Origin of the sequence: Pseudomonas khavaziana, assembly GCF_036704165.1 — a bacterium.
Lineage (GTDB): Bacteria > Pseudomonadota > Gammaproteobacteria > Pseudomonadales > Pseudomonadaceae > Aquipseudomonas > Aquipseudomonas khavaziana.
The window spans coordinates 3,700,541-3,720,776 of the sequence record NZ_CP129946.1; the positions used below are offsets into that span (position 1 = coordinate 3,700,541).

The window sequence follows — 20,236 nt, forward strand, 5'->3', positions numbered from 1 at the left end:
CGTCGCGTGTTATCCCCTTACGGGGAGACCCGTCGGCTCTGTTCGTGGGACACGATAAACGAATCAGGGCGACAGGTGGGTGAAGCTGGACAAGACAGTCAGGTCACATACAACGTCCATAAGATGTGCCCCTGCCGGGTGACGGTACGACGGGCAGGTCAAGCGCCTGGCGCGGGGCACATACGTTGCGCAGCTTAACGAGTGTAGGAAGACTGGTGCTTGCTGCACTGCGACATATTCGGTCAACAGCAGGCAGACACAGGTTGCACAAAGGGCAACCCAGACTCGAAAGGTTATCGCTGGGTCAGCTTCCTACACTCTAAGATGCGTTACAACCATTGCGGAACTACCTCCAAATTCGAGCCAACTAAATCAGGCATCAGGCGAATCAAGGAAGATCTCTTTATATCCTCATTCTGAGGTCGAATATGTCTATCGCTCCAATAGATCTTCCTTCACTACAAATCCCTTCCCTCCCTCCTGCAGACGCCTCTGCCGGTAACGCCCAGCCCGGCGTTACCCGGCAACGGCCAGGTTGGTTGAACTGGCTGAACGAGCAGATTGACGCAGTGCCTTACAAGCGGCCAGCCTTTTTGGACACACTCAGCGAGGCGTCTCAGGATAAAGCCGTACTGACGCCGGAGGGGGCCTCACGCGCCTATTTTGATGCCCCAGTGAAGCGCAATGAGGCGCTGGATGATTACGCCAGAAACTACACCCCCATCAAGACACCCAACGAAGTCACGTCAGAGCAGGTAAAAGCCCATATCGAGGCCACATTCGGATTCATCGACGTCGATCCCGATAAAACCTTTCTGATGACCATTGTTTTCAATCACAAGAGTGACAAGGAACATAACAAAGGCGTCATCAACCAGAAAATATCCTTGACCGATGCAGCCCGACTTAATATTCAAGGCATTGAACTGCCTTATTTCAGTGGCCCAAGTTCGAGGAGTGAATATCGTGAGGGTCCCCCGTTGATCACGATAGATCCGAAGTCCCGACACACCGGCCCCCCAAGCCCTGACGGCCAATACTCAGTCCCAAACAATTTCACCTATAACAAATGGACCCACGGTATCTATCTCGAGCCTTATCCGGGCGCACCCGACATCTACGATCACAGCAACCACCATCCGATCCCTCCTGAAGAATTCAAACAGATGGTCTGGGACAACGCCTATAAAAAGCCTTACGACAATTATTTGAAAGACTACTGGAACGCTAATACACGCGCCCAGTTTACGGCCACCTCAACGATTGCGTATTTGACCGCTGCGCATATTCAGCATCACGAAAAATCGCTGACCGAAAACGACAGAAAAATCGCCATGGGCGTTGCCGGCCTTCACCCTGACAAAACCTACCTGAGCGCGACGCCAGACGATTTTAAACAACCATATAAAGCTGATCCGAACCTGGAATCCAAGTTCCTCACGTTCAACGGCTTTGAATCGCGAATGTTCTACACACGCGACAAGACAACTGGAAGAATACTTTTGTATGTCCCCGGCCTTCTGCCACCACTGCAGGGTTTTGACTCGGTTGAACCCATGAATCGCTGGCTTGGTGAACAATTGAGGGATCCTGAAAAGCGCGAGCCCTTTAAACTGCTGTTCCGGCCACAAGATCGTCCCTCCTCAGGCCCCATGTTCGGTCCGTTTGGGGGCTGGAGCCTGGGCGTGGACAAGAAGATTGATCAGATTGCCGACGACCTGGACCATTATGTGTCGCAAGAAACTCAGGAAAGTTATGGGTATTGGAAAGAAGGCGGTTTGTTCGACGGAAAAGTGTTCAAGGGTAACCCCTTTGAAGAACTTCAGCTTCGCACAGAACAAGCTGCCAAGGCGGCGACCGATCAGCTATTCGTACTCAATAGCGACCACGAGAAAAACACGGCGATGAAATGGTTGAAGATAGCCTCCTATGGATTGATCGCTCTTGCCCCCCTTGGCATGGCCTTCCCTCCTTTTGGCGTAGCCCTCACCGCAGCCGCTACCAGCCTCGGTGCGGCGGAATTGGGTATTGGTATCGATGACCATATCAACAACCGGCCCTCCGCCCCTGAGCGCATTGTCAGCGGTGTAGTCAGCACCCTCAAACCCCTCATGAGCGAGGGTTTCGGCAAAGCGTTCGCCCCCATTACGAAATCATTCGCAAATGCTGTCTTCAAAGCCTGAGGCCGCAGACCAAGCACCGTCAGCCTGCGTGAACCACTTAAAGCGACACAAGATCGCAGCTAATGGCAGAATCACGCTTTACCGCGCCTAAACAGGACTTTTCATGCAATTGACCACCACCCTCTTGATCGTCAACCCCTGTGACGATGAAGAAGACAACATGGCTATGCTCTGCTGCCATGGCAAGAACGGCGAGATGTTCATGCTCAGCCGTTACCCGGATGAAGATGAAGTGGAACTGACCTGGGATTACGAACCGTCGACGCTGGATGGGCTGAAAGTCACCTTGAGTGCCACGACGTTGCTGGTCGAGCTTGCAGCGGATGATGTCGATGCGCTTGGGGGCAAGGACCGGCTGCAAATCACCCATGCCACCGCCGCCTCGGACATGGCCGAGGTGCAGGAGACACTGCAGAACATCCTGAAAGGCACCGGCACTTTCATTCAGATTTAAAACCAGGATCCCCAAGATACCGAAGATCAAATGTGGGAGGGGCGGTGCACATACAAAAATCCTACAGATTTTGCCAAAAATACTCGTTACGTCGTTAGTCGCCGCCTCCTCGATGCATTAAAGTAGACGCCCCAGGGTCTTGGCATTTTTCACACCCCCAGGCCCATCTTTCCAGGAACCGTCATCGATGGAACATCGTGAAGCGCTGCTTGCGCTGCGAACCTTTCTTTCTACGCAGATTCTCGGCCAGGAAAAACTCATCGATCGCCTGCTGATCGCCCTGCTTGCTGACGGCCACATGCTGGTCGAAGGCGCACCGGGGCTGGCCAAGACCAAGGCGATCAAGGAATTGGCCGAAGGCATCGAAGCGCAGTTCCATCGTATCCAGTTCACTCCCGACCTGTTGCCCGCCGATATCACCGGCACCGAGATCTATCGCCCGGAAACCGGCAGCTTCGTGTTCCAGCAGGGGCCGATCTTTCACAACCTGGTATTGGCCGACGAAATCAACCGCGCCCCGGCCAAGGTCCAGTCGGCCTTGCTTGAGGCCATGGCCGAGCGCCAGGTCAGCGTGGGCCGCAGCACCTATGAGCTGTCGCCGCTGTTCCTGGTGATGGCCACCCAGAACCCGATCGAGCAGGAAGGCACCTACCCGCTGCCCGAAGCCCAGCTCGACCGTTTCCTGATGCACGTCAAAATCGGCTTCCCGGACGCCGCCGTCGAACGGCGCATCCTGCAACAGGCGCGGGGCGAAGCACTGAATGGCGAAACCAAGCCCGAGCGCCGCGTGAGCCAGCAGGCAATCTTTGCCGCGCGCAAGGAAATCCTCGGTTTGTACATGGCCGATGCGGTGGAGGAATACTTGGTACAACTGGTGATGGCCACCCGCACCCCGTCCAAGTTCGACCCGGAAATGGCCGAGTGGATCGCCTACGGCGCCAGCCCCCGCGGCTCCATCGCCCTGGACCGCTGCGCCCGCGCCCATGCCTGGTTGGCCGGTCGTGACTTCGTGAGCCCCGAAGATATCCAGGCGGTGCTGTTCGACGTACTGCGCCACCGCATCATCCTGTCATTCGAGGCCGAAGCCGCCGGGGTTGACCAGGACCGCGTGGTACAGCGCATTCTTGACGTTGTTGCCGTCGCTTGAAGTCGATGAGCCCCGGCGATGGCATCCGCGTAACCCTCAGCGAACTGATTGAGATGCGTCATCGCGTGCGTGAAGTGCAGTTGTTTTCCACGCCGGGCCAGCGCAGCCCTTTGATCGGCCTGCACCACTCCAAGCTGCGCGGACGCGGCGTCGACTTCGACCAAGTGCGCGTGTACCAGGCCGGCGACGACGTGCGCACCATCGACTGGCGCGTCACGGCGCGCACCCAGGAGCCGCACACCAAGTTATTCCACGAAGAACGCGAACGGCCGATTTTCATCATGGTCGAGCAAAGCTGCCGGCTGTTTTTCGGCTCGGGACAAATGTTCAAGTCGGTGCTCGCCGCCCAGGCCGCCAGCCTGATCGGCTGGGCGGCGCTGGGGCATAACGACCGGGTCGGCGGCCTGGTCTTCGGCGACAGCGAGCACTACGAGATCAAGCCTCGGCGCAGCAAGCAAAGCCTGCTGCAGTTGCTCAACCGCCTGGTGCGGGTCAACCAGAGCCTGAACACCGAAAGCCGCCCGGAGGCCGACGCCCTGGGCATGGCCCTGCGCCGTGGCCGCGAAGTGCTGCGCCCGGGCAGCCTGGGGATTGTGATCTGCGATGAACGCGCACTCACCGAAGGCGCCGAGCAACAGCTGAGCCTGCTGTCGCGCCATTGCGACCTGCTGTTGCTGCCGATCTCCGACCCACTGGACCACGCCCTGCCCGCCGCCGGGCTGCTGCGTTTTGCCGAACGTGGCGCGCAGCTGGAACTGGACACGCTGAACATCGACCTGCGCCACGCCTACAAGGCCCAGGCCGAGGCGCGAATCGCCCGCTGGGAACGGCTCGCGCAGAAATTGCGCGTGCTGCTGATGCCTTTGAGCACCCAGAGTGAAATGGTCGAGCAACTGCGCGAATACCTCAACCCGCAACGCCCGGTTAAAAAACAATGAGCAGCCTGGACCAACTGCAACCGCTGATTGCCCCGCCAGCCATTGGTTTCTGGCCTCCGGCGCCGGGCTGGTGGCTCTTGCTGCTGGTGATCCCGCTGCTGGGTTGGGGCCTGTGGTCCCTGCGTCGCTTGCTGCCGACCAGCCGCCCTGTGGCCCGCGCCGAACAACCGCTGGACCCGTTGCGCATCGCCGCCCTGGCCGAGTTGGCGCTGATGCCCAAGCCTTACGACGGCGCCCCCGCCGGCGCTTGGCTGCAGCAACTTAACGGCCTGCTCAAGCGCCTGTGTCGCAACGACTACCCTTACAGCCAGAGCCACACCCTCAACGGGCGCAAATGGCTGGCCTTCCTGGATAACCGCTGCCCCGCGGCCGGCCTGACGCGCTGGATGGTGCTGGTGGAAGGCGCCTACAAACCCGAATGCAAACTCGATGACAAAGCCATCGCCGGCCTGACCCAGGCCGTCGACACCTGGATTCGCAAACATGTTTGAGTTCGCCTGGCCGTGGATCTTCGCCCTGTTGCCTTTGCCCTGGTTGATGCGCCTGGTGCTGCCGGTGGCCGACAGCGGCGAGCCGGCGTTGAAAGTCAGTTACCTCAGCGACCTCGAAGGCCTGGCCCGCCGTCGCGCCCGCGCCAACCTGCCCGGCTGGCGCCAGCAAGCGCCGTTCGTGGTGCTGTGGCTGTTGCTGCTGATCGCCGCCGCCCGCCCGCAATGGCTCGGCGAACCCTTGCCGGTTGCCGCCAGTGGACGGGACTTGCTGGTGGCGGTCGACGTATCCGGCTCCATGGATTTTCCCGACATGCACTGGCAGGGCGACGACGTGAGTCGCTTATCGCTGGTCAAGCACCTGCTCGGGGATTTTCTTGAAGAACGTGAAGGTGACCGAGTGGGCTTGATCCTGTTCGGTACGCAAGCCTACCTGCAAGCTCCGTTGACCTTTGACCGGCGCACCGTGCGCACCTGGCTGGATGAAGCGCGCATCGGCATTGCCGGCAAAAACACCGCTATCGGCGACGCCATTGGCCTGGCCCTCAAGCGCCTGCGCCAGCGCCCGGCGCAGAGCCGCGTGCTGATCCTGATCACTGACGGCGCCAATAACGCCGGGCAGATCGACCCGCTGACAGCGGCGCGCCTGGCGGCCGAAGAGGGGGTGAAGATCTACCCGATCGGCATCGGTGCCGACCCCGAGCAAACCGGTTCCCTGGGCATTCTCGGTGTGAACCCGAGCCTGGACCTTGACGAGCCGGCGCTCAAGGCATTGGCCGAGGCCACCGGGGGCCAGTATTTCCGTGCCCGTGATGGCGAAGAACTGCAACAGATCAAGGACACCCTCGACACCCTCGAGCCCGTCGAACAACAACCGACCCAAGCGCGCCCGGCCCACGCCTTGTACAGCGCCCCGTTGGCCCTGGCGCTGATCCTGAGCCTGTTGCTGGTGATCCAGGAGCGCTGGCCGAACAACGCCTTGCAACGCGGGTTCAATAAACTGTCGAGCAAGGGGATTTTCCTGCAACAACACCCTGAATGGCGCCAGCGCCTTCAGCGCCTGCGTTTGCGGAGGCGCCGATGATTGCCCTGTGGCCGCATTGGTTGCGCCCGTGGTGGCTGCTGCTGTTGCCGCTGCTTGGCTGGTTGCTGTGGCAGTTGTGGCACCGGCAAAAACGCGCCGGGCGCTGGCAGATGATCCTGCCGCCGGCCTTCCATGCCGTATTGCTCAGTGGTGGCAATGGTCGCGAGAGCAAATCGCCCTGGGTGGTGCTCGGTATTGCCTGGCTGTTGGCCGTACTGGCGCTGCTTGGCCCTAGCTGGCAACGAGTGGAACAGTCCAGCCAGAAACCCTCCGACCCGTTGGTGGTACTGCTGGAGCTGACCCCGCAAATGCTCGCCACCGATAGCCCGCCCAACCGCCTGGAGCAGGCGCGGCGCAAGCTTTATGACTTGTTGCAAGCACGCAGCGATGCGCAGACCGCCATCATCGTATATGCCGGCAGCGCACATACCCTGGTGCCGCTCTCGGATGACCTGGCCACCAGCCGCAACCTGCTCGAAGCCCTGCGCCCCTCGATCATGCCCGAGCCCGGCCACCGCGCGGACCTGGCCGTGGAAAAGGCCCTCGGCCTGCTCAAGCAAGGCGGCCTGGGCCAGGGGCGCTTGCTGTTGGTCGGTTCTTCGTTGTCGAAACAGGAACGCCAAGGTATCCGCCTGCAACTGCAAAGCGCCCATGCACCACCCTTGTCGATCCTCGGCATCGGCAGTCGCGAAGGCACGCCAGTGACCCAGGAAAACGGCGAGTTCCTCAAGGACGACCAGGGCGCGATCCTGGTGCCGCGCCTCGACAGCCCGACCCTCAAGGCCTTCGCCAGCGAAATGGGCGGCCGCTACCGGGCGGCGCGCCTGGATGATAAGGACCTGCGCCAGCTCGGCCTGCTCGACAGCACACAAGTCCTGCGCGACGACGGCCAATTGCTGCTCCTGGATGCCTGGGCCGACCAGGGCTACTGGCTGCTCCTGCCGCTGTTGCTGCTGGCTGCATGCGCCGGGCGGCGCGGCTGGTTGTTCTGCTTGCCGTTGCTGCTATTGGGCGCGCCGCAGCCCAGCTATGCCTTTGAACTGCAAGACCTGTGGCTGCGTCCCGACCAGCAAGGCCAATACCTGCTCAAGCACAAGCGCCCGGCCGAAGCCGCTGAACGCTTCCAGGACCCGCAATGGCAAGGCGTGGCGCTCTACGAAGCCGGCAATTACACCGAGGCCATTAAACGTTTTGCCCAAGGCAGCGACGCCTATTCCCACTACAATCGTGGCAACGCCCTGGCCAAGGCTGGAGAACTGGAGGCCGCCATCGATGCTTATGAGCAAGCCCTGGAAGCCCAGCCTGACCTGCAACCTGCGCTGAAAAACAAAGCCTTGGTTGAAACGCTGATGCAAGCACAGGCGCACTCCGAGCCGGCCGAACCAACAAAAAACGCAGATGACGAAACCGCCCAACCCGGCCAAACTGCACAGCCGGGCGCCAGCGGGCAAACGGCTCAGGTTGGCGAGGAATCGTCCCAGGGCCAGGGTGAAGCCGCCACCGGCGAAACCCAAGCCAGCGCCGCGCCACAGCCAGGTGGTAATGAAGTGCCGGGCAGCGAACTGGGCGACGAAAACACCACCACGCCGCCCCTGCGCCCTGCCGATACCCGCCTTGAAGGCGAACGGCGCCAGGCCCTGGAGCAATGGCTGCAGGAGATCCCGGACAATCCCGGCGAACTGCTGCGGCGCAAATTCTGGTACGAACAGCAACAACATCAGGACACAACTCGATGAGCCGCCGTACCACCCTTCTGCTCCTGCTCGCGATATCGGCAGGCCACGCCCAGGCGGCGAATCTGATCGCCAGCGTTGACCGCAGCCGCCTCAACTCCGGGGAAACGGTGGAGCTGACGGTGGAATCCAGCGACGTGACCCAATTCGGCAAGCCCGACCTCTCGCCCCTGGATGCGCAGTTCGAAGTCAGCGGCACCCGCCAGATCAACCAACTCACCACCCTGGGCGGCGATAACCACGCCACCACGCGCTGGATCATCACTTTGCTGCCCAAGGAAAACGGCAACGTGGTTATCCCACCGCTGCAAGTCGGCGCACTCAAGACCCAGCCGATCACCCTGCAAGTGGTCGAAACCGCCAGCCAGAACACCAGCGCCGAACTGGCCCCGGTGTTTATCGAAGTCAACCTCGACCAGACCAGTGTGTACGTCCAGGCCCAGGCCCTATTGACCGTGCGCGTATATCATTCGGTATCGCTGTATGACGACAGCAGCCTCACGCCCTTGCAGATTCCCGATGCCCGTGTCGAGCAACTGGGCGAGTCGCGTACCTATGAAAAGGTCATCAACAGCATTCGCCATGGCGTGATCGAGACCCGCTACGCCCTCTACCCGCAACACAGCGGCACCCTGATGATTCCGGCGCAGACCTTCAGCGCCACGCTGGTGGAGTCGCGCCCGGCCCAGGAAAACACGCTGCAAGGCACCAAGCCGGGCAAGATGATTCACGTCAGCTCCGCGGCCCTGCCCTTGACGATCAAGCCCAAGCCAGACCTTTACCCCGCCGACGCGCCTTGGCTGCCGGCACGCAATCTGACCTTGAACGAAGGCTGGAACCCCACGCCCGACCATGTACAAGTCGGCGACTCGCTGACGCGCAGCCTCACCGTCAAGGCCGAAGGCCTGTCCAGCGCGCAGCTGCCAGCGTTGCCCAGCACTGAAGTCAATGGGCTGCGCCGCTATCCCGATCAACCGGTACTCGGCAACCAGACCAGCGACCGCGGCCTGACCGGCAGCCGTGAAGACCGCGAAGCCCTGGTCCCAACCCGCGCCGGCGCCCTGGAACTGCCGCCGGTTGAAGTGGTGTGGTGGAACACCCACGAAGACCACCTGGAGCGCACCAGCCTGCCGGCGCGCACCGTGCAAGTGGCGATTAACCCAAGCCTGGTGGTGGATACACCTGCCACACCGACCATCATCACCGCCCCCGACGATGAGCGCCTGTGGCAGTGGCAATTGAGCACGCTGCTCCTGGCCTGCACCACCCTGCTGGGCTTCGGTCTCTGGTGGCGTGCCCGCCGACAACCGGCCGTGCAGCGCGCCGCGCAAACCGGCCCAAGCCCACGCACTCTGCTCGACGACCTCAAGCGCGCCACCCAGGCCAACGACCCCCAGGCTACGCGCCAGGCCCTCGACGCCTGGGCCAGGCAACAGCCAGAAACCCTGGCCGACATGGCGGCGCGGTTTGTACCATTGTCAGATGCACTGGATGGCTTGAATGGTGCGCTGTACAGCGAAAGCGGCCAGTACTGGCTGGGTGACGACCTGTGGCGGGCGATCAAGGCCATCCCCGTGGCCGAGCGCGGGCAAGACCCGGCTACCGACACCACCAGCTTGCCGCCGCTCTATCCGAAATAACCCAAGGTCCCTGACACTACTCAAATCAACTGTGGGAGTCCCCACCACATCTTCGATGTGACGCTGTCGCGCAGCAAACTAGGGAGCTTGCTCCCGTGGCGGCCTGACAGCCGAGCAGGATGTTGGTTTTCGTCCTGGGTACATATCCGTTATTTGGGCAACGGCCACTTATGGTTCCGCTTTTACAGCGGCTCACTTTTGAAAAGCCGGAATGCCGGCCCAGGCAAAAGTAAGCAAAACGCTCTTGCCCCACCACTCGGCACCTCGCCCGGGCTCGGTGTGCCCGTAATCCGACAGGGATTTGGTGGGCCGCCTGAGATCAAAAACACAGCGAGGCGGCCTTATAGCCGACCTGATCGTTGAAGCGTGCGCGTACCCCTGTGGGAGCGGGCTTGCCCGCGAAGGTCGTTAACGATGACGCGGGAAACCAGACAGAACGCGGCGTTCTCAGGTTTTTCGCGAGCAAGCTCGCTCCTACGAGAGAAGCAGAAGCGCCGCCAGCGTATCTGCGATGCGCAGCGAGTCGCTTTTGATCTCAGGCGCCCCGTTAAACCACGCTGGCCGAACGCAGGTTTGAAGCCGTGGGCCCACGGATTCAAGCCGGAGTGAGGGCACACCGAGCCCGGGCGAGGTGCCGAGTGGTGGGGCCCCCGGTGTCAGGATAGTTGTCGCCTCTCCTGATTTACCCCCAAAAAAGCATACCGAGGGCGGAAAGAGACAGGTTGTGACGTACTATTCACCCGAACGTAAAGCCACATTGCTTAAGATGTTGCTTCCCCCGCTGAACCTGACGGTAGCCGAAGTTTGTCGCCGTGAAGGGGTCAGCGATGTATCGCTGTATACCTGGCGCAAGATGGCCAGTGTCCAAGGAAGCAAAGTGCCAGAAGATATATCGCTTTCTGATAAATGGTCTGCTGAGGCCCGGTTGACCGCTGTCATTGAAACAGCCAGCCTGACGCAACTTGAATTAGGTGAGTACTGCCGTCGAAACGGCCTTTACCCCGAGCAGATCAATGCTTGGCGTCAAGCCTGTATTAGCGGTCAAGAGGCGGTGCAGATCCAAAAAATGGCTGACCATGAGCAGACGCGTAAAGACAAAAAACGCATCCTGGAGCTGGAGCGCGATCTGCGCCGTAAAGACGCTGCATTGGCCGAAACCGCAGCGTTGTTAGTGCTGCGAAAAAAGCTCAACGATTACTGGGGGACCGACGGCGAGGACAACTGACTTCTTTGCCGGAACGGCAGTTGTTGGTGGGTTGGTTGATTGAAGCCATCGTCGCAGGCGCCCGAAAATTACGCGCTTGCCAAGAGGTTGGACTGTCGCTGCGAACCTTGCAGCGCTGGACTCAGGCGCCAGAGTTACAGGCCGATGCGCGCACCACCACCTTGCGGCCCAAGCCGCGTAATGCGCTGAGTGAAATTGAAAGACAAGCCATCGTAACCCTGTGCAACAGCCCGCTATACGCCCATTTACCTCCCAGCCAGATCGTTCCGCGCCTGGCAGACGAAGCACGGTATCTGGCGTCGGAAGCTACGTTTTATCGCATCTTGCGAGCAGCCGGCCAACAACACCACAGAGGTCGTAGTCGACGACCTCGGCGCGTAGTAATGCCGACAACGCACGCAGCTCAGAGGCCTAATCAGGTGTGGTCGTGGGACATCACGTATCTTCCTTCGCCCATACGCGGTAAGTATTTTTACCTGTATTTGATCGAAGATATTTACAGCCGCAAGGCGGTAGGTTGGGAAGTTTATGATGAAGAAAGTGGTGAAAAAGCTGCTGCGCTGTTGCAACGTAGCGTGATCAATGAGAAGTGCCTGCGTGAGCCCTTGGTATTGCACTCTGATAACGGAGCGCCAATGAAATCGGTGACGCTGTTAAGCAAAATGTATGAGCTGGGTATCACGCCTTCTCGCGGTCGTCCACGTGTAAGCAATGACAACCCGTATTCGGAATCACTGTTTAGAACATTGAAATACTGCCCGCAATGGCCCTTGGAAGGCTTCGCCAGCTTAGACGCTGCACGGACTTGGGTGAGGGATTTTATGCGGTGGTACAACAGCGAACACAGGCACAGCCGGATCCGCTTCGTCACCCCATCAGAGCGCCATGGAGGGAAAGATCATCAGATACTGGCGCTGCGTCATGAGCTGTATGAGCGGGAGCGCCGGAAAAGACCTGAACGGTGGTCAGGACAAACACGTAACTGGGAACCAGTAGGAACGGTGCTGCTGAATCCGGATAGGGAACAGCAGACCGAACAAAAAGCGGCATAGCAGACGGTTGACGCGACAACTACCTTGAAAAACGCCGGGGGCAAGAGCGTTTTGCTTACTTTGCCGCTTTTGCAAAGTGAGCCGCCGTAAGGGCGGAACCTATAGTGGCCGTTACCTAAGCAACGGATATGTACTCGCTCCAACAACCCAACAACCCGGTCACATCGTCGACGTGGCGCCGTCGCGCAGCATCCCGGGCCGCCGCCAAAATATCCGGCGTTAAGACTAAATTTTAACTCTTTAAAATCAGTAGCTTATTTGAAGTTTGATAAGAGGAGGCTCCCCCGATGATGGTGGGTAAGTGACCGATAAGCTGGCTACCTCCCACATCAGATCTGGGTCACCCGCAGGCATCCCGAGTGCATTTACAGGTAAACTCCCCTCCTTTTCATCTTCTCCACGGAGTTCGCCTTGCGTCTGTTCCACACCTCCGACTGGCACCTGGGCCAAAACCTCCACGGCCAGGAACGCGACTTCGAACACGCCTGTTTCCTTGAGTGGCTGCTGGGACAACTCAACGCCCAGCGTCCGGATGTGCTGTTGATCGCCGGCGATATCTTCGACACGGTCAACCCGCCGCTCAAGGCCCAGGAGCGCCTGTATGACTTCATCATCAGCGCCCACGAACAAAACCCGAAACTGACCATTGTGATGATCGCCGGCAACCATGACTCCGGTTCGCGTATCGAATTGCCCGCGCCGTTGATGCGCCGCCTGCGCACCCATGCCCTGGGCCGGGTGTTGTGGCTGGACGACGGCCAGTTGGATGCCGAACGCCTGCTGATCCCTTTGCCGGATGCCAAAGGCAAGATTGCCGCCTGGTGCCTGGCATTGCCCTTCCTGCGCCCGGCGGAAGTCACCGGTGCACAGCTGGGTGACGACTACCTGCGCGGTATCGGCCAGGTGCATGAGTGGCTGATCGCCGCCGCCAACGCCAAACGCAAGAAAGGCCAGGCGCTGATAGCCATCAGCCATGCGCATATGGCCGGCGGTTCGGTGTCGGAAGACTCCGAGCGCAGCCTGATCATTGGTAACGCCGAAGCGCTGCCGGCCAGCCTGTTCGATAGAACTGTCGGCTATGTTGCCCTCGGCCATTTGCACAAGCCGCAAAAGGTCAATGGCGAAGAGCGCATTCGCTATAGCGGCTCGCCGATTCCGCTGTCGTTTTCCGAAATCGGCTACAAGCACCAGGTACTCGACGTGATGTTCCAGGGCGAGCGGCTGGTCAGCGTCGAGCCGTTGCTGATTCCACGCTCGGTCAACCTGCAACGTCTGGAAGCCGCGCCCCTGGCCGAGATCCTCACGCAACTGGCCGCGTTGCCGGACATCGACCTGCTGGCCGAAACCCAGCGCCACCCCTGGCTGGAAGTGCGCGTGCGCCTTGACGAGCCGCAACCCGACCTGCGCCAGCAGATCGAAACCGCCCTGCAAGGCAAGGCCGTGCGCCTGGTGCGCATCGCCGCCGAATACGCCGGCCAGCGCGGCAACACCGAAACCGACGACGAGCGCTTGATCGAACTCGACCAGCTCACGCCCCAGGAACTGTTCAGCCGCGCTTGGCAGGACAACTATGGCAGTGAAGTGGATGAGCAGACCTTGAAAGACTTCGCCGTGCTGCTCCAGGAAGTACAACAAGCGGGTGAACAGCCATGAAGATCCTCGCCATCCGCCTGAAAAACCTTGCCTCTCTGGCCGGCCCGTTCGAAATCGACTTTACCGCCGAGCCCCTGGCCAGTGCGGGCCTGTTCGCCATCACCGGGCCGACCGGCGCCGGTAAAAGCACCCTGCTCGATGCATTGTGCCTGGCGCTCTTTGGCGCGGTGCCGCGCCTGGGCGATACCGGCCAGGCGAAGATGCCGGATGCCGACACCGATATCTCCATCGGTGACCCGCGCACCCTGATTCGCCGCGGTACCGGTGGTGGCTACGCCGAGGTGGATTTCGTCGGCGTCAGCGGCCGTCGCTACCGTGCGCGCTGGGAAGCCAACCGTGCCCGCGACAAGGCCAGCGGCAAGTTGCAGAACAGCCGCCAAAGCCTGATCGACCTGGACAGCGAGCAACTGCTGGCCAGTCAGAAAACCGAATACAAGACCCAGCTGGAACTGGCCCTGGGCCTGAACTTCGAGCAGTTCACCCGTGCGGTTTTGCTGGCGCAAAGCGAGTTCAGCGCCTTTCTCAAGGCCAATGACAATGAGCGCAGCGAACTGCTGGAAAAGCTCACCGACACCGCGCTGTACACCCAGCTTGGCCGCCGTGCCTTCGACAAGGCCAAGGACGCCAAGGACGCCCACAAACAGCTGCAAGACCAGGCCACCGGCGTAGTGCCCCTGGCCACCGAAGCCCGCGCCGAGCTGGATCAACAGCTGGCCGACGCCCAGCAACAGCTAAAGACCCAGCAGGCCCAGCTCAAGCAACTGGAGTTGCAGCACACCTGGCTCAAGGAACTGCGTGAATGGCAGGAGCGCCAGCTCAGCGCCGTCGAACAGCTGCAGCAAGCCCAGCAACACTGGGACAGCCAAGGCCCGCAACGCCAGGACCTGGGTCGCCTCGACCAGCTGGCGCCGCAACGCCATCACTTCTTGCGCCAGGCAGAACTCGACACCTTGCTGACGCCACTGGCCGCGCAGATTCAGCAACACATCGATCAGCAAGCCGCACTGCACGTCCGCCAGGAACAATCCCAACAACAGCAAGTAGCCGCCCACGCGGCATTGGCCGACGCGCTGAAAAACCAGGCCGACGCCGCGCCCTTGCTACGCCAGGCCGTGGAAGAACAAAACACCCTCGCCCACTTGACCCGTGAACTGGCCAAGCGCACGGAGGAAAAACAGCAGCACGCAAACGCCTGCGTCGAAGGCCAGGCCCTGCTCGAGGGTTTGCAGGAAAAGCAGGCCCGAGTCGCCGAGCGCCTGCATCGCCTGGCCACCGAGCTTGAGCACAGCGCCGCCTTCGCCCCCTTGAGCGAGGCCTGGAATGCCTACCGCGACCGCCTGCAACAGCTGATGTTGACCGGCAATCGCCTCAATCAAGGCCAGGCCGAACTGCCACAGCTCGAAGAGCGTGCCAACACCGCCGCCGCACAGTTCACCCAACAGCGTGAAGCCCTGGACCTGCTCTATCAGGAGGCCGGTGCCGAACCTCACGCAGTGGCCGAACAGATTCAATTACTGGCCAGCCTGCTGCAAGACAATCGCAAGCAACAGCGCGCCTTCGAAGACCTGGCGCGCTTGTGGGACAGCCAACAACAGCTGGATCAACAGGCTGCCACGCTGACGCAGAAACTGGCTGACGCTGCGCAACGACGCGAACAGTTGAACCAGGCTGGCCTGCAAACCAAGGCCGAACTGAGTGTTGCCGAGCAAGCCTTGTCGGTGACCAAGCAACTGTTGGAGCGCCAACGCCTGGCCCGCAGTGCCAGCGTCGAGGAACTACGTGGGCAATTGCAGGCTGACCAACCCTGCCCGGTATGCGGCAGCCACGAGCATCCGTTTCACCAGCCCGAAGCCTTGCTGCAAAGCCTGGGTCGCCATGATGAAAACGAAGAAGCCACGGCACAGAAAGCCGTGGACAGCCTCAAGGAAAAACTCACCGAGTTGCGCGGTGAAGTGGGCGGACTGATCGCCGAACAAAAGGAATTCCTGCGCCAACAGGAGCAGCTGGCTACACAGCAGCAGGGCCTGGCACTAAGTCTGCAAGCCCATTCGCTGTCCGCTTCGCTGTTCAATCAGGGCGTCGCCCAGCGCAGCAACTGGCTGGCCCAACAATTGGCACAGCTGACCCAAAGCATCAGCCAGGACGAACAGCGTCAAAGCGCCCTGCTCAACCTGCAACAAAACGCCGGGCGCTTGCAGCAACAACTGCAAGCGGCCCAGGACGCCAGCCAACAAGCCCGGCAATTGCTGCTGGACCAGCAGCGCGAACTGGCTAACGACCGTGAACGCCTCGACACAGAACTCAACGCCTTCGTCGGCCTGTTGCCGGCCGACACCCTTGAAGGTCTGCGCAGCGACCCCGCGACGACCTTCATGCGCCTCGACCAACAGGTCAGCCAACGCCTGGAGCAGCTAGGCCATCAACGTGATGAACTGGCCGAACAGCAAGAGCGCCAACAAGCCATCGAGAAACAACAGACCCACCAGCAACACCGTCAGCAGCAGCTCGACGCCCTGACTCTGCAGGTCGACGAGTTGGCGGCGCAGCAACAGGTAATCCAGGAAAAACTCAGCGCCATGTTGGGTGAGCATCCCAGCGCCGAACACTGGCAGCAACAGCTGGAGCAGAGCGTCGAGCAGTCACGCCAGGGCGAGAGTGACGCCAACCAGCAACTGCATAGCGTACACACAGCCCTGGTGCAGATAGCGGCGGACCTCAAGGCCCTGCAGGAACGTCAGCAAGCACTGCAAGCTGAGCAACAGGACCTGACAACGCGCGTCACGCAATGGCGCGCGTTGCACCCCGAACTGGATGACGACGGCCTGACACGCCTATTGGCCTTCGACGAGGCCCAGGTCGCACAACTGCGCCAGCAACTGCACGCCAGCGAGAAAGCCGTCGAGCAGGCCAAGGTACTTCTGCAAGAGCGTGAACAACGCCTGGCCGAACACCAGGCATTGCACAACGGCAACCTGGACGCCGAGCAATTGGACAACAGCCTGGCGATGCTGAATCAGCAACTGGCCGACGGCGAGAATCACTGCGCGGAACTGCGCGCACGTCAATCTGAAGACCAGCGCCGCCAAGACGCCAACCAGGCCCTCACCGAACAGATCACCAAGGCTTACGAAGAGTGGCAACGCTGGGCGCGCCTGAATGCGCTGATCGGCTCGGCCACCGGCGACACCTTCCGCAAGATCGCCCAGGCTTATAACCTCGATTTGCTGGTGCATCATGCCAACGTACAACTGCGCCAACTGGTGCGCCGCTACCGGCTTAAACGCGGCGGCAGCATGCTCGGCCTGCTGGTGATGGACACCGAGATGGGTGACGAACTGCGCTCGGTGCACTCGCTGTCGGGTGGCGAAACCTTCCTAGTGTCGTTGGCGCTGGCCCTGGGCCTGGCGTCCATGGCGTCGAGTACCTTGAAGATCGAGTCGCTGTTTATCGACGAAGGTTTCGGCAGCCTCGATCCTGAGTCGCTGCAATTGGCCATGGATGCCCTGGACGGCCTGCAGGCCCAGGGCCGCAAGGTGGCGGTGATCTCCCACGTGCAGGAAATGCACGAGCGCATCCCGGTACAGATCCAGGTCAAGCGTCAGGGCAATGGCTTGAGCACCCTGGAGGTCAAGTGAGCGAGGCGCTGCTGTATTCGTTCCGCCGCTGCCCCTATGCGATGCGGGCGCGGTTGGCGTTACGTTATTCAGGCGTGGCGGTGCGTATTGTCGAAGTCAGCCTGAAAGCCAAGCCGGCCGAGATGCTGGCGCTGTCGCCCAAGGCTACGGTGCCGGTGTTGAGCGTGGAGGGTCGAGTGCTCGAAGAAAGCCTGGACATCATGCAATGGGCCCTGGCACAGCACGATCCTGATGATTGGCTGCTCGAGGGCAACCCTGAGGTATTGGCGCTGATAGCCGAGAATGATCAGGTGTTCAAACATTATTTGAATCGATACAAGTACCCTGAACGCTATCCGGAGCAACCGATGGAACATTATCGGGCCGAGGGCGAGGTGTTCTTGCAGAAGCTGGAGAATTTGCTGGCGAATCGGGAGTATTTGCTCGCCGATCACCTGAGCCTGGCGGATGTGGCGCTGGCGCCATTTGTACGGCAGTTTGCTCATGTGGATCGAGAGTGGTTTGCGGCTACGCCCTATCGGCGGTTGCAGGCTTGGTTGCAGCGGTTTCTTGAGTCGCCGTTATTTATTGCAGTAATGGCAAAATCTTAAAACCAGCACAATCAAACTGTGGGAGGGGGCTTGCCCCCGATAGCCATAGGTATCTACACAACTCTGACGTAGCGACCGTCAGTAACCACGATGCGAAGCGAGCCGCTCTTGATCTTGCTCTGCTTCTGATCTTGATCTTAGGCGCCCCGTTAAACCACGCTGGCCGGAATTCGACAGGGATTTGGGGGGTAAACCGGCAGGGATGCCGGTTTAGCCGCCCCGCGCCATGGATGGCGCGTGGCGGCGGCTCCCCAAATCCATGGCGGATTACGGGCACACCGAGCCTGGGCGAGGTGCCGAGTGGTGGGGCAAGAGCCCTTTTGGTTACTTTTGGGGCTCTTTTCCAAAAGTGACCCGCTGTAAAAGCGGAACCCTTAGTGGCCGTTACCGCAACAATGGATATGTACTCGGTCTGATCCAAGATCCTGGTCGGCCCGAAGGCCGCCATCGGGAGCAAGCCCCCTCCCACAGGTTCATCTTCGTTAGTGCTGGTTCTTGTGATCCAACGCGGCATAGAAGTTGGCGCTCTGTTGCAGGTATTTCTGGGTATAGGCCGTGACGCTGGATTTTTTGCCGGTGACTTCCACGCTGGCAGCGGCTGGCAACGCCACGGTGGCGGAAACAGCAGAAGCAGCGATGATGGAGAAGAGATTCAAGTTCATGGCGGTAACCCTTGTGTTCGTTTGGTTGAGTGGCCGCTGGAGGCCTTGGAATCAAACTTACGCCCGAGGGTTGGACCTTAGAAATGCTTTGAAACAGTAGCTGCTATCAATGCAATTAATACAAAGGCTCAGGCCCCGCAATGCGGGGCCTGTGGCTTATTGACGCACCAGGAACTTGATATCGCTGGGCGCATCGATCGGCAATTTCTGCACGGTTTTACCCAGCAGGCCGGTCTTGGGGTCGCGTTCTATCACCACGATTTCATTGCTTTTCTGGTTAGCGGTCAGCAGGAACTTGCCGCTGGGGTCGAGGCTGAACTCGCGTGGGTGATCACCTTCGACGGAGCGGCGCTGGACTTCCTTGAGGTGCGCGGTGGCCGGATCGATGCTGAACACCAGCAACTGATTGGCCGTGCCACGGTTACTCACGTAGAGGAACTTGCCATCGCTTGAAGCATGCAACGCGGCACCGGCCTTGTCGGATACCGGTTGGCCGGCGGCATAGTCCAGCAACTGGGTTTGCGTGAGCTTTCCGTCGTTGTAGTCGAACACGGCGACCTGGGCGCTCATCTCGGTAGTCAACCAGGCGTGCTTGCCGTCAGCGCTGAACAGCAAGTGACGCGGACCACTGCCCGGCGGCAACTGCACCGAAGGCGGGTTGGCCGGGGTCAGCGGCAGCTCGTGATTGGCCTTTGGGTCGTATTGGTAGACAAACACCTTGTCCGCGCCCAGGTCCTGCACAAACACATATTTGCCATCCGGCGACGACACCACCGAATGCACATGGTTGGAGGCCTGGCGCTCAGGGTTCACCCGGCTGGCCGGGTGCCCGCTCAACTGCACCGGGGCCGACAGCTTGCCCTCGCCGTCTACCGGCAGGATCGCCAGGCTGCCGCCCGGGTCTTCCAGCACCGAATAATTGGCGACGAACAGATGGCGGCCGTCGGCGGCGATACTGGAATGGGTCGGCTCATTACCCAGACTCTGTACCTGGTTGATCAAAGTGAGCTGATAGTTCTTCGGGTCGATGCGGTAGCTGCTGACACGGCCGACCGGGTCTTTCTGACCCGGGCCGTTCTCGTTGACCACAAACAGGTACTTCTGGTCCTGGGAAACCGTCAACCACGAAGGGTTGGCCGTCTTGGCCGCCAGCACGGGCTTGCCACTGAACTGGCCGGTGCGGCTGTCAAACTGCAGGCGATAGATCCCTTCGCTGGTACCAGCGGTGTAGCTGCCTACCAGCAGTTCATAGGTGTCAGCCGGTGCAGCCTGCACCGACATGGCACCGACGCTGCCCGCCATCAACAGGGGCCAGAATTTACGCATCAACATCAGCTTCATCCTCATCGTTATTGTTGCCGGTGAAGGCGCCCATGCAGATCAGGCGGTGCTCGCCCGAATCACCGGTCAGGGTCCAGCTTTGCAGGGTGTCGTCAAACGTGGCCGCCTGCACCTGGGCTGAGCTGAATGCCCAGCGCTTTTCCGCACGGCCGTCCATGGCGGTGATCAGCAGCTTTTCGGCGTCAAACGTGAAGTCAAAAGCGTGCAGGCCATCGATTTCAAGCATGTCGCTGGTGGCAAGGACGGTGGTCAAGGTGTCGGCAGTCATGGCAGTCAATCATCTACGGGAAAGCCTCGATGATAACGCAGGGCAGCGAGTGCGGTCCTGCTTTGCCGCGCACGCCGGTTACAAATACGAGGAAATACACCGGGCGGCTCCAGGGAACACGGGGCTTGGGCACGCTACGGCAA

Annotated in this window: 15 protein-coding genes; 12 read left to right on the forward strand and 3 right to left on the reverse strand. The window is 60.4% G+C overall.

Annotation, left to right across the window (positions count from 1 at the left end; genetic code table 11):
* The first annotated feature begins 428 nt into the window (after positions 1-428).
* The 12 genes from QYQ93_RS16365 (at position 429) to QYQ93_RS16425 (ending at position 17,822) form a co-directional block, all read left to right on the forward strand.
* A complete protein-coding gene (locus QYQ93_RS16365) occupies positions 429-2,183 on the forward strand; it encodes a dermonecrotic toxin domain-containing protein (RefSeq protein WP_338475048.1) in 1,755 nt (584 codons plus the stop codon).
* Between the two features lie 103 nt (positions 2,184-2,286).
* Complete coding sequence (locus tag QYQ93_RS16370) at positions 2,287-2,637, forward strand: hypothetical protein (RefSeq protein WP_043051323.1); 351 nt, start codon at positions 2,287-2,289, stop codon at positions 2,635-2,637.
* Between the two features lie 187 nt (positions 2,638-2,824).
* Positions 2,825-3,784, forward strand: coding sequence for an AAA family ATPase (locus tag QYQ93_RS16375; RefSeq protein ID WP_032892134.1), 960 nt, complete (start codon positions 2,825-2,827; stop codon positions 3,782-3,784).
* Positions 3,785-3,789: 5 nt separating this feature from the next.
* Positions 3,790-4,722 carry a DUF58 domain-containing protein gene (locus QYQ93_RS16380; RefSeq protein WP_043051324.1) on the forward strand — a complete coding sequence of 311 codons (933 nt, stop codon included), beginning with the start codon at positions 3,790-3,792 and terminating at the stop codon, positions 4,720-4,722.
* The gene (locus QYQ93_RS16385; protein WP_043051325.1) at positions 4,719-5,213 is read left to right on the forward strand and encodes a DUF4381 domain-containing protein; all 495 of its coding nucleotides are present in this window, start codon (positions 4,719-4,721) and stop codon (positions 5,211-5,213) included. Before QYQ93_RS16380 ends, QYQ93_RS16385 begins: the two co-directional genes overlap by 4 nt.
* Complete coding sequence (locus QYQ93_RS16390) at positions 5,206-6,294, forward strand: vWA domain-containing protein (protein ID WP_124400873.1); 1,089 nt, start codon at positions 5,206-5,208, stop codon at positions 6,292-6,294. Before QYQ93_RS16385 ends, QYQ93_RS16390 begins: the two co-directional genes overlap by 8 nt.
* A complete protein-coding gene (locus QYQ93_RS16395) occupies positions 6,291-8,030 on the forward strand; it encodes a tetratricopeptide repeat protein (RefSeq protein ID WP_338475049.1) in 1,740 nt (579 codons plus the stop codon). The genes QYQ93_RS16390 and QYQ93_RS16395 overlap by 4 nt, the downstream gene beginning before the upstream one ends.
* Entirely contained in the window at positions 8,027-9,667 is a 1,641-nt protein-coding gene (locus QYQ93_RS16400) for a BatD family protein (protein WP_338475050.1), read from the forward strand. Before QYQ93_RS16395 ends, QYQ93_RS16400 begins: the two co-directional genes overlap by 4 nt.
* A 724-nt stretch (positions 9,668-10,391) precedes the next feature.
* A protein-coding gene (locus QYQ93_RS16410) for an IS3 family transposase (RefSeq protein ID WP_124421718.1) occupies positions 10,392-11,944 on the forward strand; the annotation gives its coding sequence in 2 pieces (ribosomal slippage) (positions 10,392-10,854 and positions 10,854-11,944; 1,554 coding nt in all).
* Positions 11,945-12,355: 411 nt separating this feature from the next.
* Entirely contained in the window at positions 12,356-13,597 is a 1,242-nt protein-coding gene (locus tag QYQ93_RS16415) for an exonuclease SbcCD subunit D C-terminal domain-containing protein (protein WP_338475051.1), read from the forward strand.
* Entirely contained in the window at positions 13,594-17,232 is a 3,639-nt protein-coding gene (locus QYQ93_RS16420; RefSeq protein WP_338475052.1) for an AAA family ATPase, read from the forward strand. The genes QYQ93_RS16415 and QYQ93_RS16420 overlap by 4 nt, the downstream gene beginning before the upstream one ends.
* The gene (locus tag QYQ93_RS16425) at positions 17,229-17,822 is read left to right on the forward strand and encodes a glutathione S-transferase (RefSeq protein WP_338475053.1); all 594 of its coding nucleotides are present in this window, start codon (positions 17,229-17,231) and stop codon (positions 17,820-17,822) included. Before QYQ93_RS16420 ends, QYQ93_RS16425 begins: the two co-directional genes overlap by 4 nt.
* 482 nt (positions 17,823-18,304) lie before the next feature.
* Here QYQ93_RS16425 and QYQ93_RS16430 read toward each other — a convergent pair whose 3' ends face one another.
* From QYQ93_RS16430 to QYQ93_RS16440, 3 genes are all read right to left on the reverse strand, one after another.
* Positions 18,305-18,484, reverse strand: coding sequence for a hypothetical protein (locus QYQ93_RS16430; RefSeq protein ID WP_338475054.1), 180 nt, complete (start codon positions 18,482-18,484; stop codon positions 18,305-18,307).
* A gap of 156 nt (positions 18,485-18,640) precedes the next feature.
* Positions 18,641-19,816 (reverse strand): lactonase family protein, encoded by a 1,176-nt coding sequence (locus QYQ93_RS16435; protein WP_043050893.1) that lies wholly within the window; start codon positions 19,814-19,816, stop codon positions 18,641-18,643.
* Positions 19,803-20,093: a DUF5629 family protein gene (locus tag QYQ93_RS16440; protein WP_338475055.1), complete on the reverse strand. Its 291-nt coding sequence runs from the start codon at positions 20,091-20,093 to the stop codon at positions 19,803-19,805. Before QYQ93_RS16440 ends, QYQ93_RS16435 begins: the two co-directional genes overlap by 14 nt.
* Positions 20,094-20,236: the final 143 nt, after the last annotated feature.

Excerpts from the sequence above, each read along its gene's own strand:
- QYQ93_RS16365 (WP_338475048.1), top strand. The coding sequence starts at position 429 with ATGTCTATCGCTCCAATAGATCTTCCTTCACTACAAATCCCTTCCCTC.
- QYQ93_RS16370 (WP_043051323.1), top strand. The coding sequence starts at position 2,287 with ATGCAATTGACCACCACCCTCTTGATCGTCAACCCCTGTGACGATGAA.
- QYQ93_RS16375 (WP_032892134.1), top strand. The coding sequence starts at position 2,825 with ATGGAACATCGTGAAGCGCTGCTTGCGCTGCGAACCTTTCTTTCTACG.
- QYQ93_RS16380 (WP_043051324.1), top strand. The coding sequence starts at position 3,790 with ATGAGCCCCGGCGATGGCATCCGCGTAACCCTCAGCGAACTGATTGAG.
- QYQ93_RS16385 (WP_043051325.1), top strand. The coding sequence starts at position 4,719 with ATGAGCAGCCTGGACCAACTGCAACCGCTGATTGCCCCGCCAGCCATT.
- QYQ93_RS16390 (WP_124400873.1), top strand. The coding sequence starts at position 5,206 with ATGTTTGAGTTCGCCTGGCCGTGGATCTTCGCCCTGTTGCCTTTGCCC.
- QYQ93_RS16395 (WP_338475049.1), top strand. The coding sequence starts at position 6,291 with ATGATTGCCCTGTGGCCGCATTGGTTGCGCCCGTGGTGGCTGCTGCTG.
- QYQ93_RS16400 (WP_338475050.1), top strand. The coding sequence starts at position 8,027 with ATGAGCCGCCGTACCACCCTTCTGCTCCTGCTCGCGATATCGGCAGGC.
- QYQ93_RS16420 (WP_338475052.1), top strand. The coding sequence starts at position 13,594 with ATGAAGATCCTCGCCATCCGCCTGAAAAACCTTGCCTCTCTGGCCGGC.
- QYQ93_RS16430 (WP_338475054.1), bottom strand. The coding sequence starts at position 18,484 with ATGAACTTGAATCTCTTCTCCATCATCGCTGCTTCTGCTGTTTCCGCC.
- QYQ93_RS16435 (WP_043050893.1), bottom strand. The coding sequence starts at position 19,816 with ATGTTGATGCGTAAATTCTGGCCCCTGTTGATGGCGGGCAGCGTCGGT.
- QYQ93_RS16440 (WP_338475055.1), bottom strand. The coding sequence starts at position 20,093 with ATGACTGCCGACACCTTGACCACCGTCCTTGCCACCAGCGACATGCTT.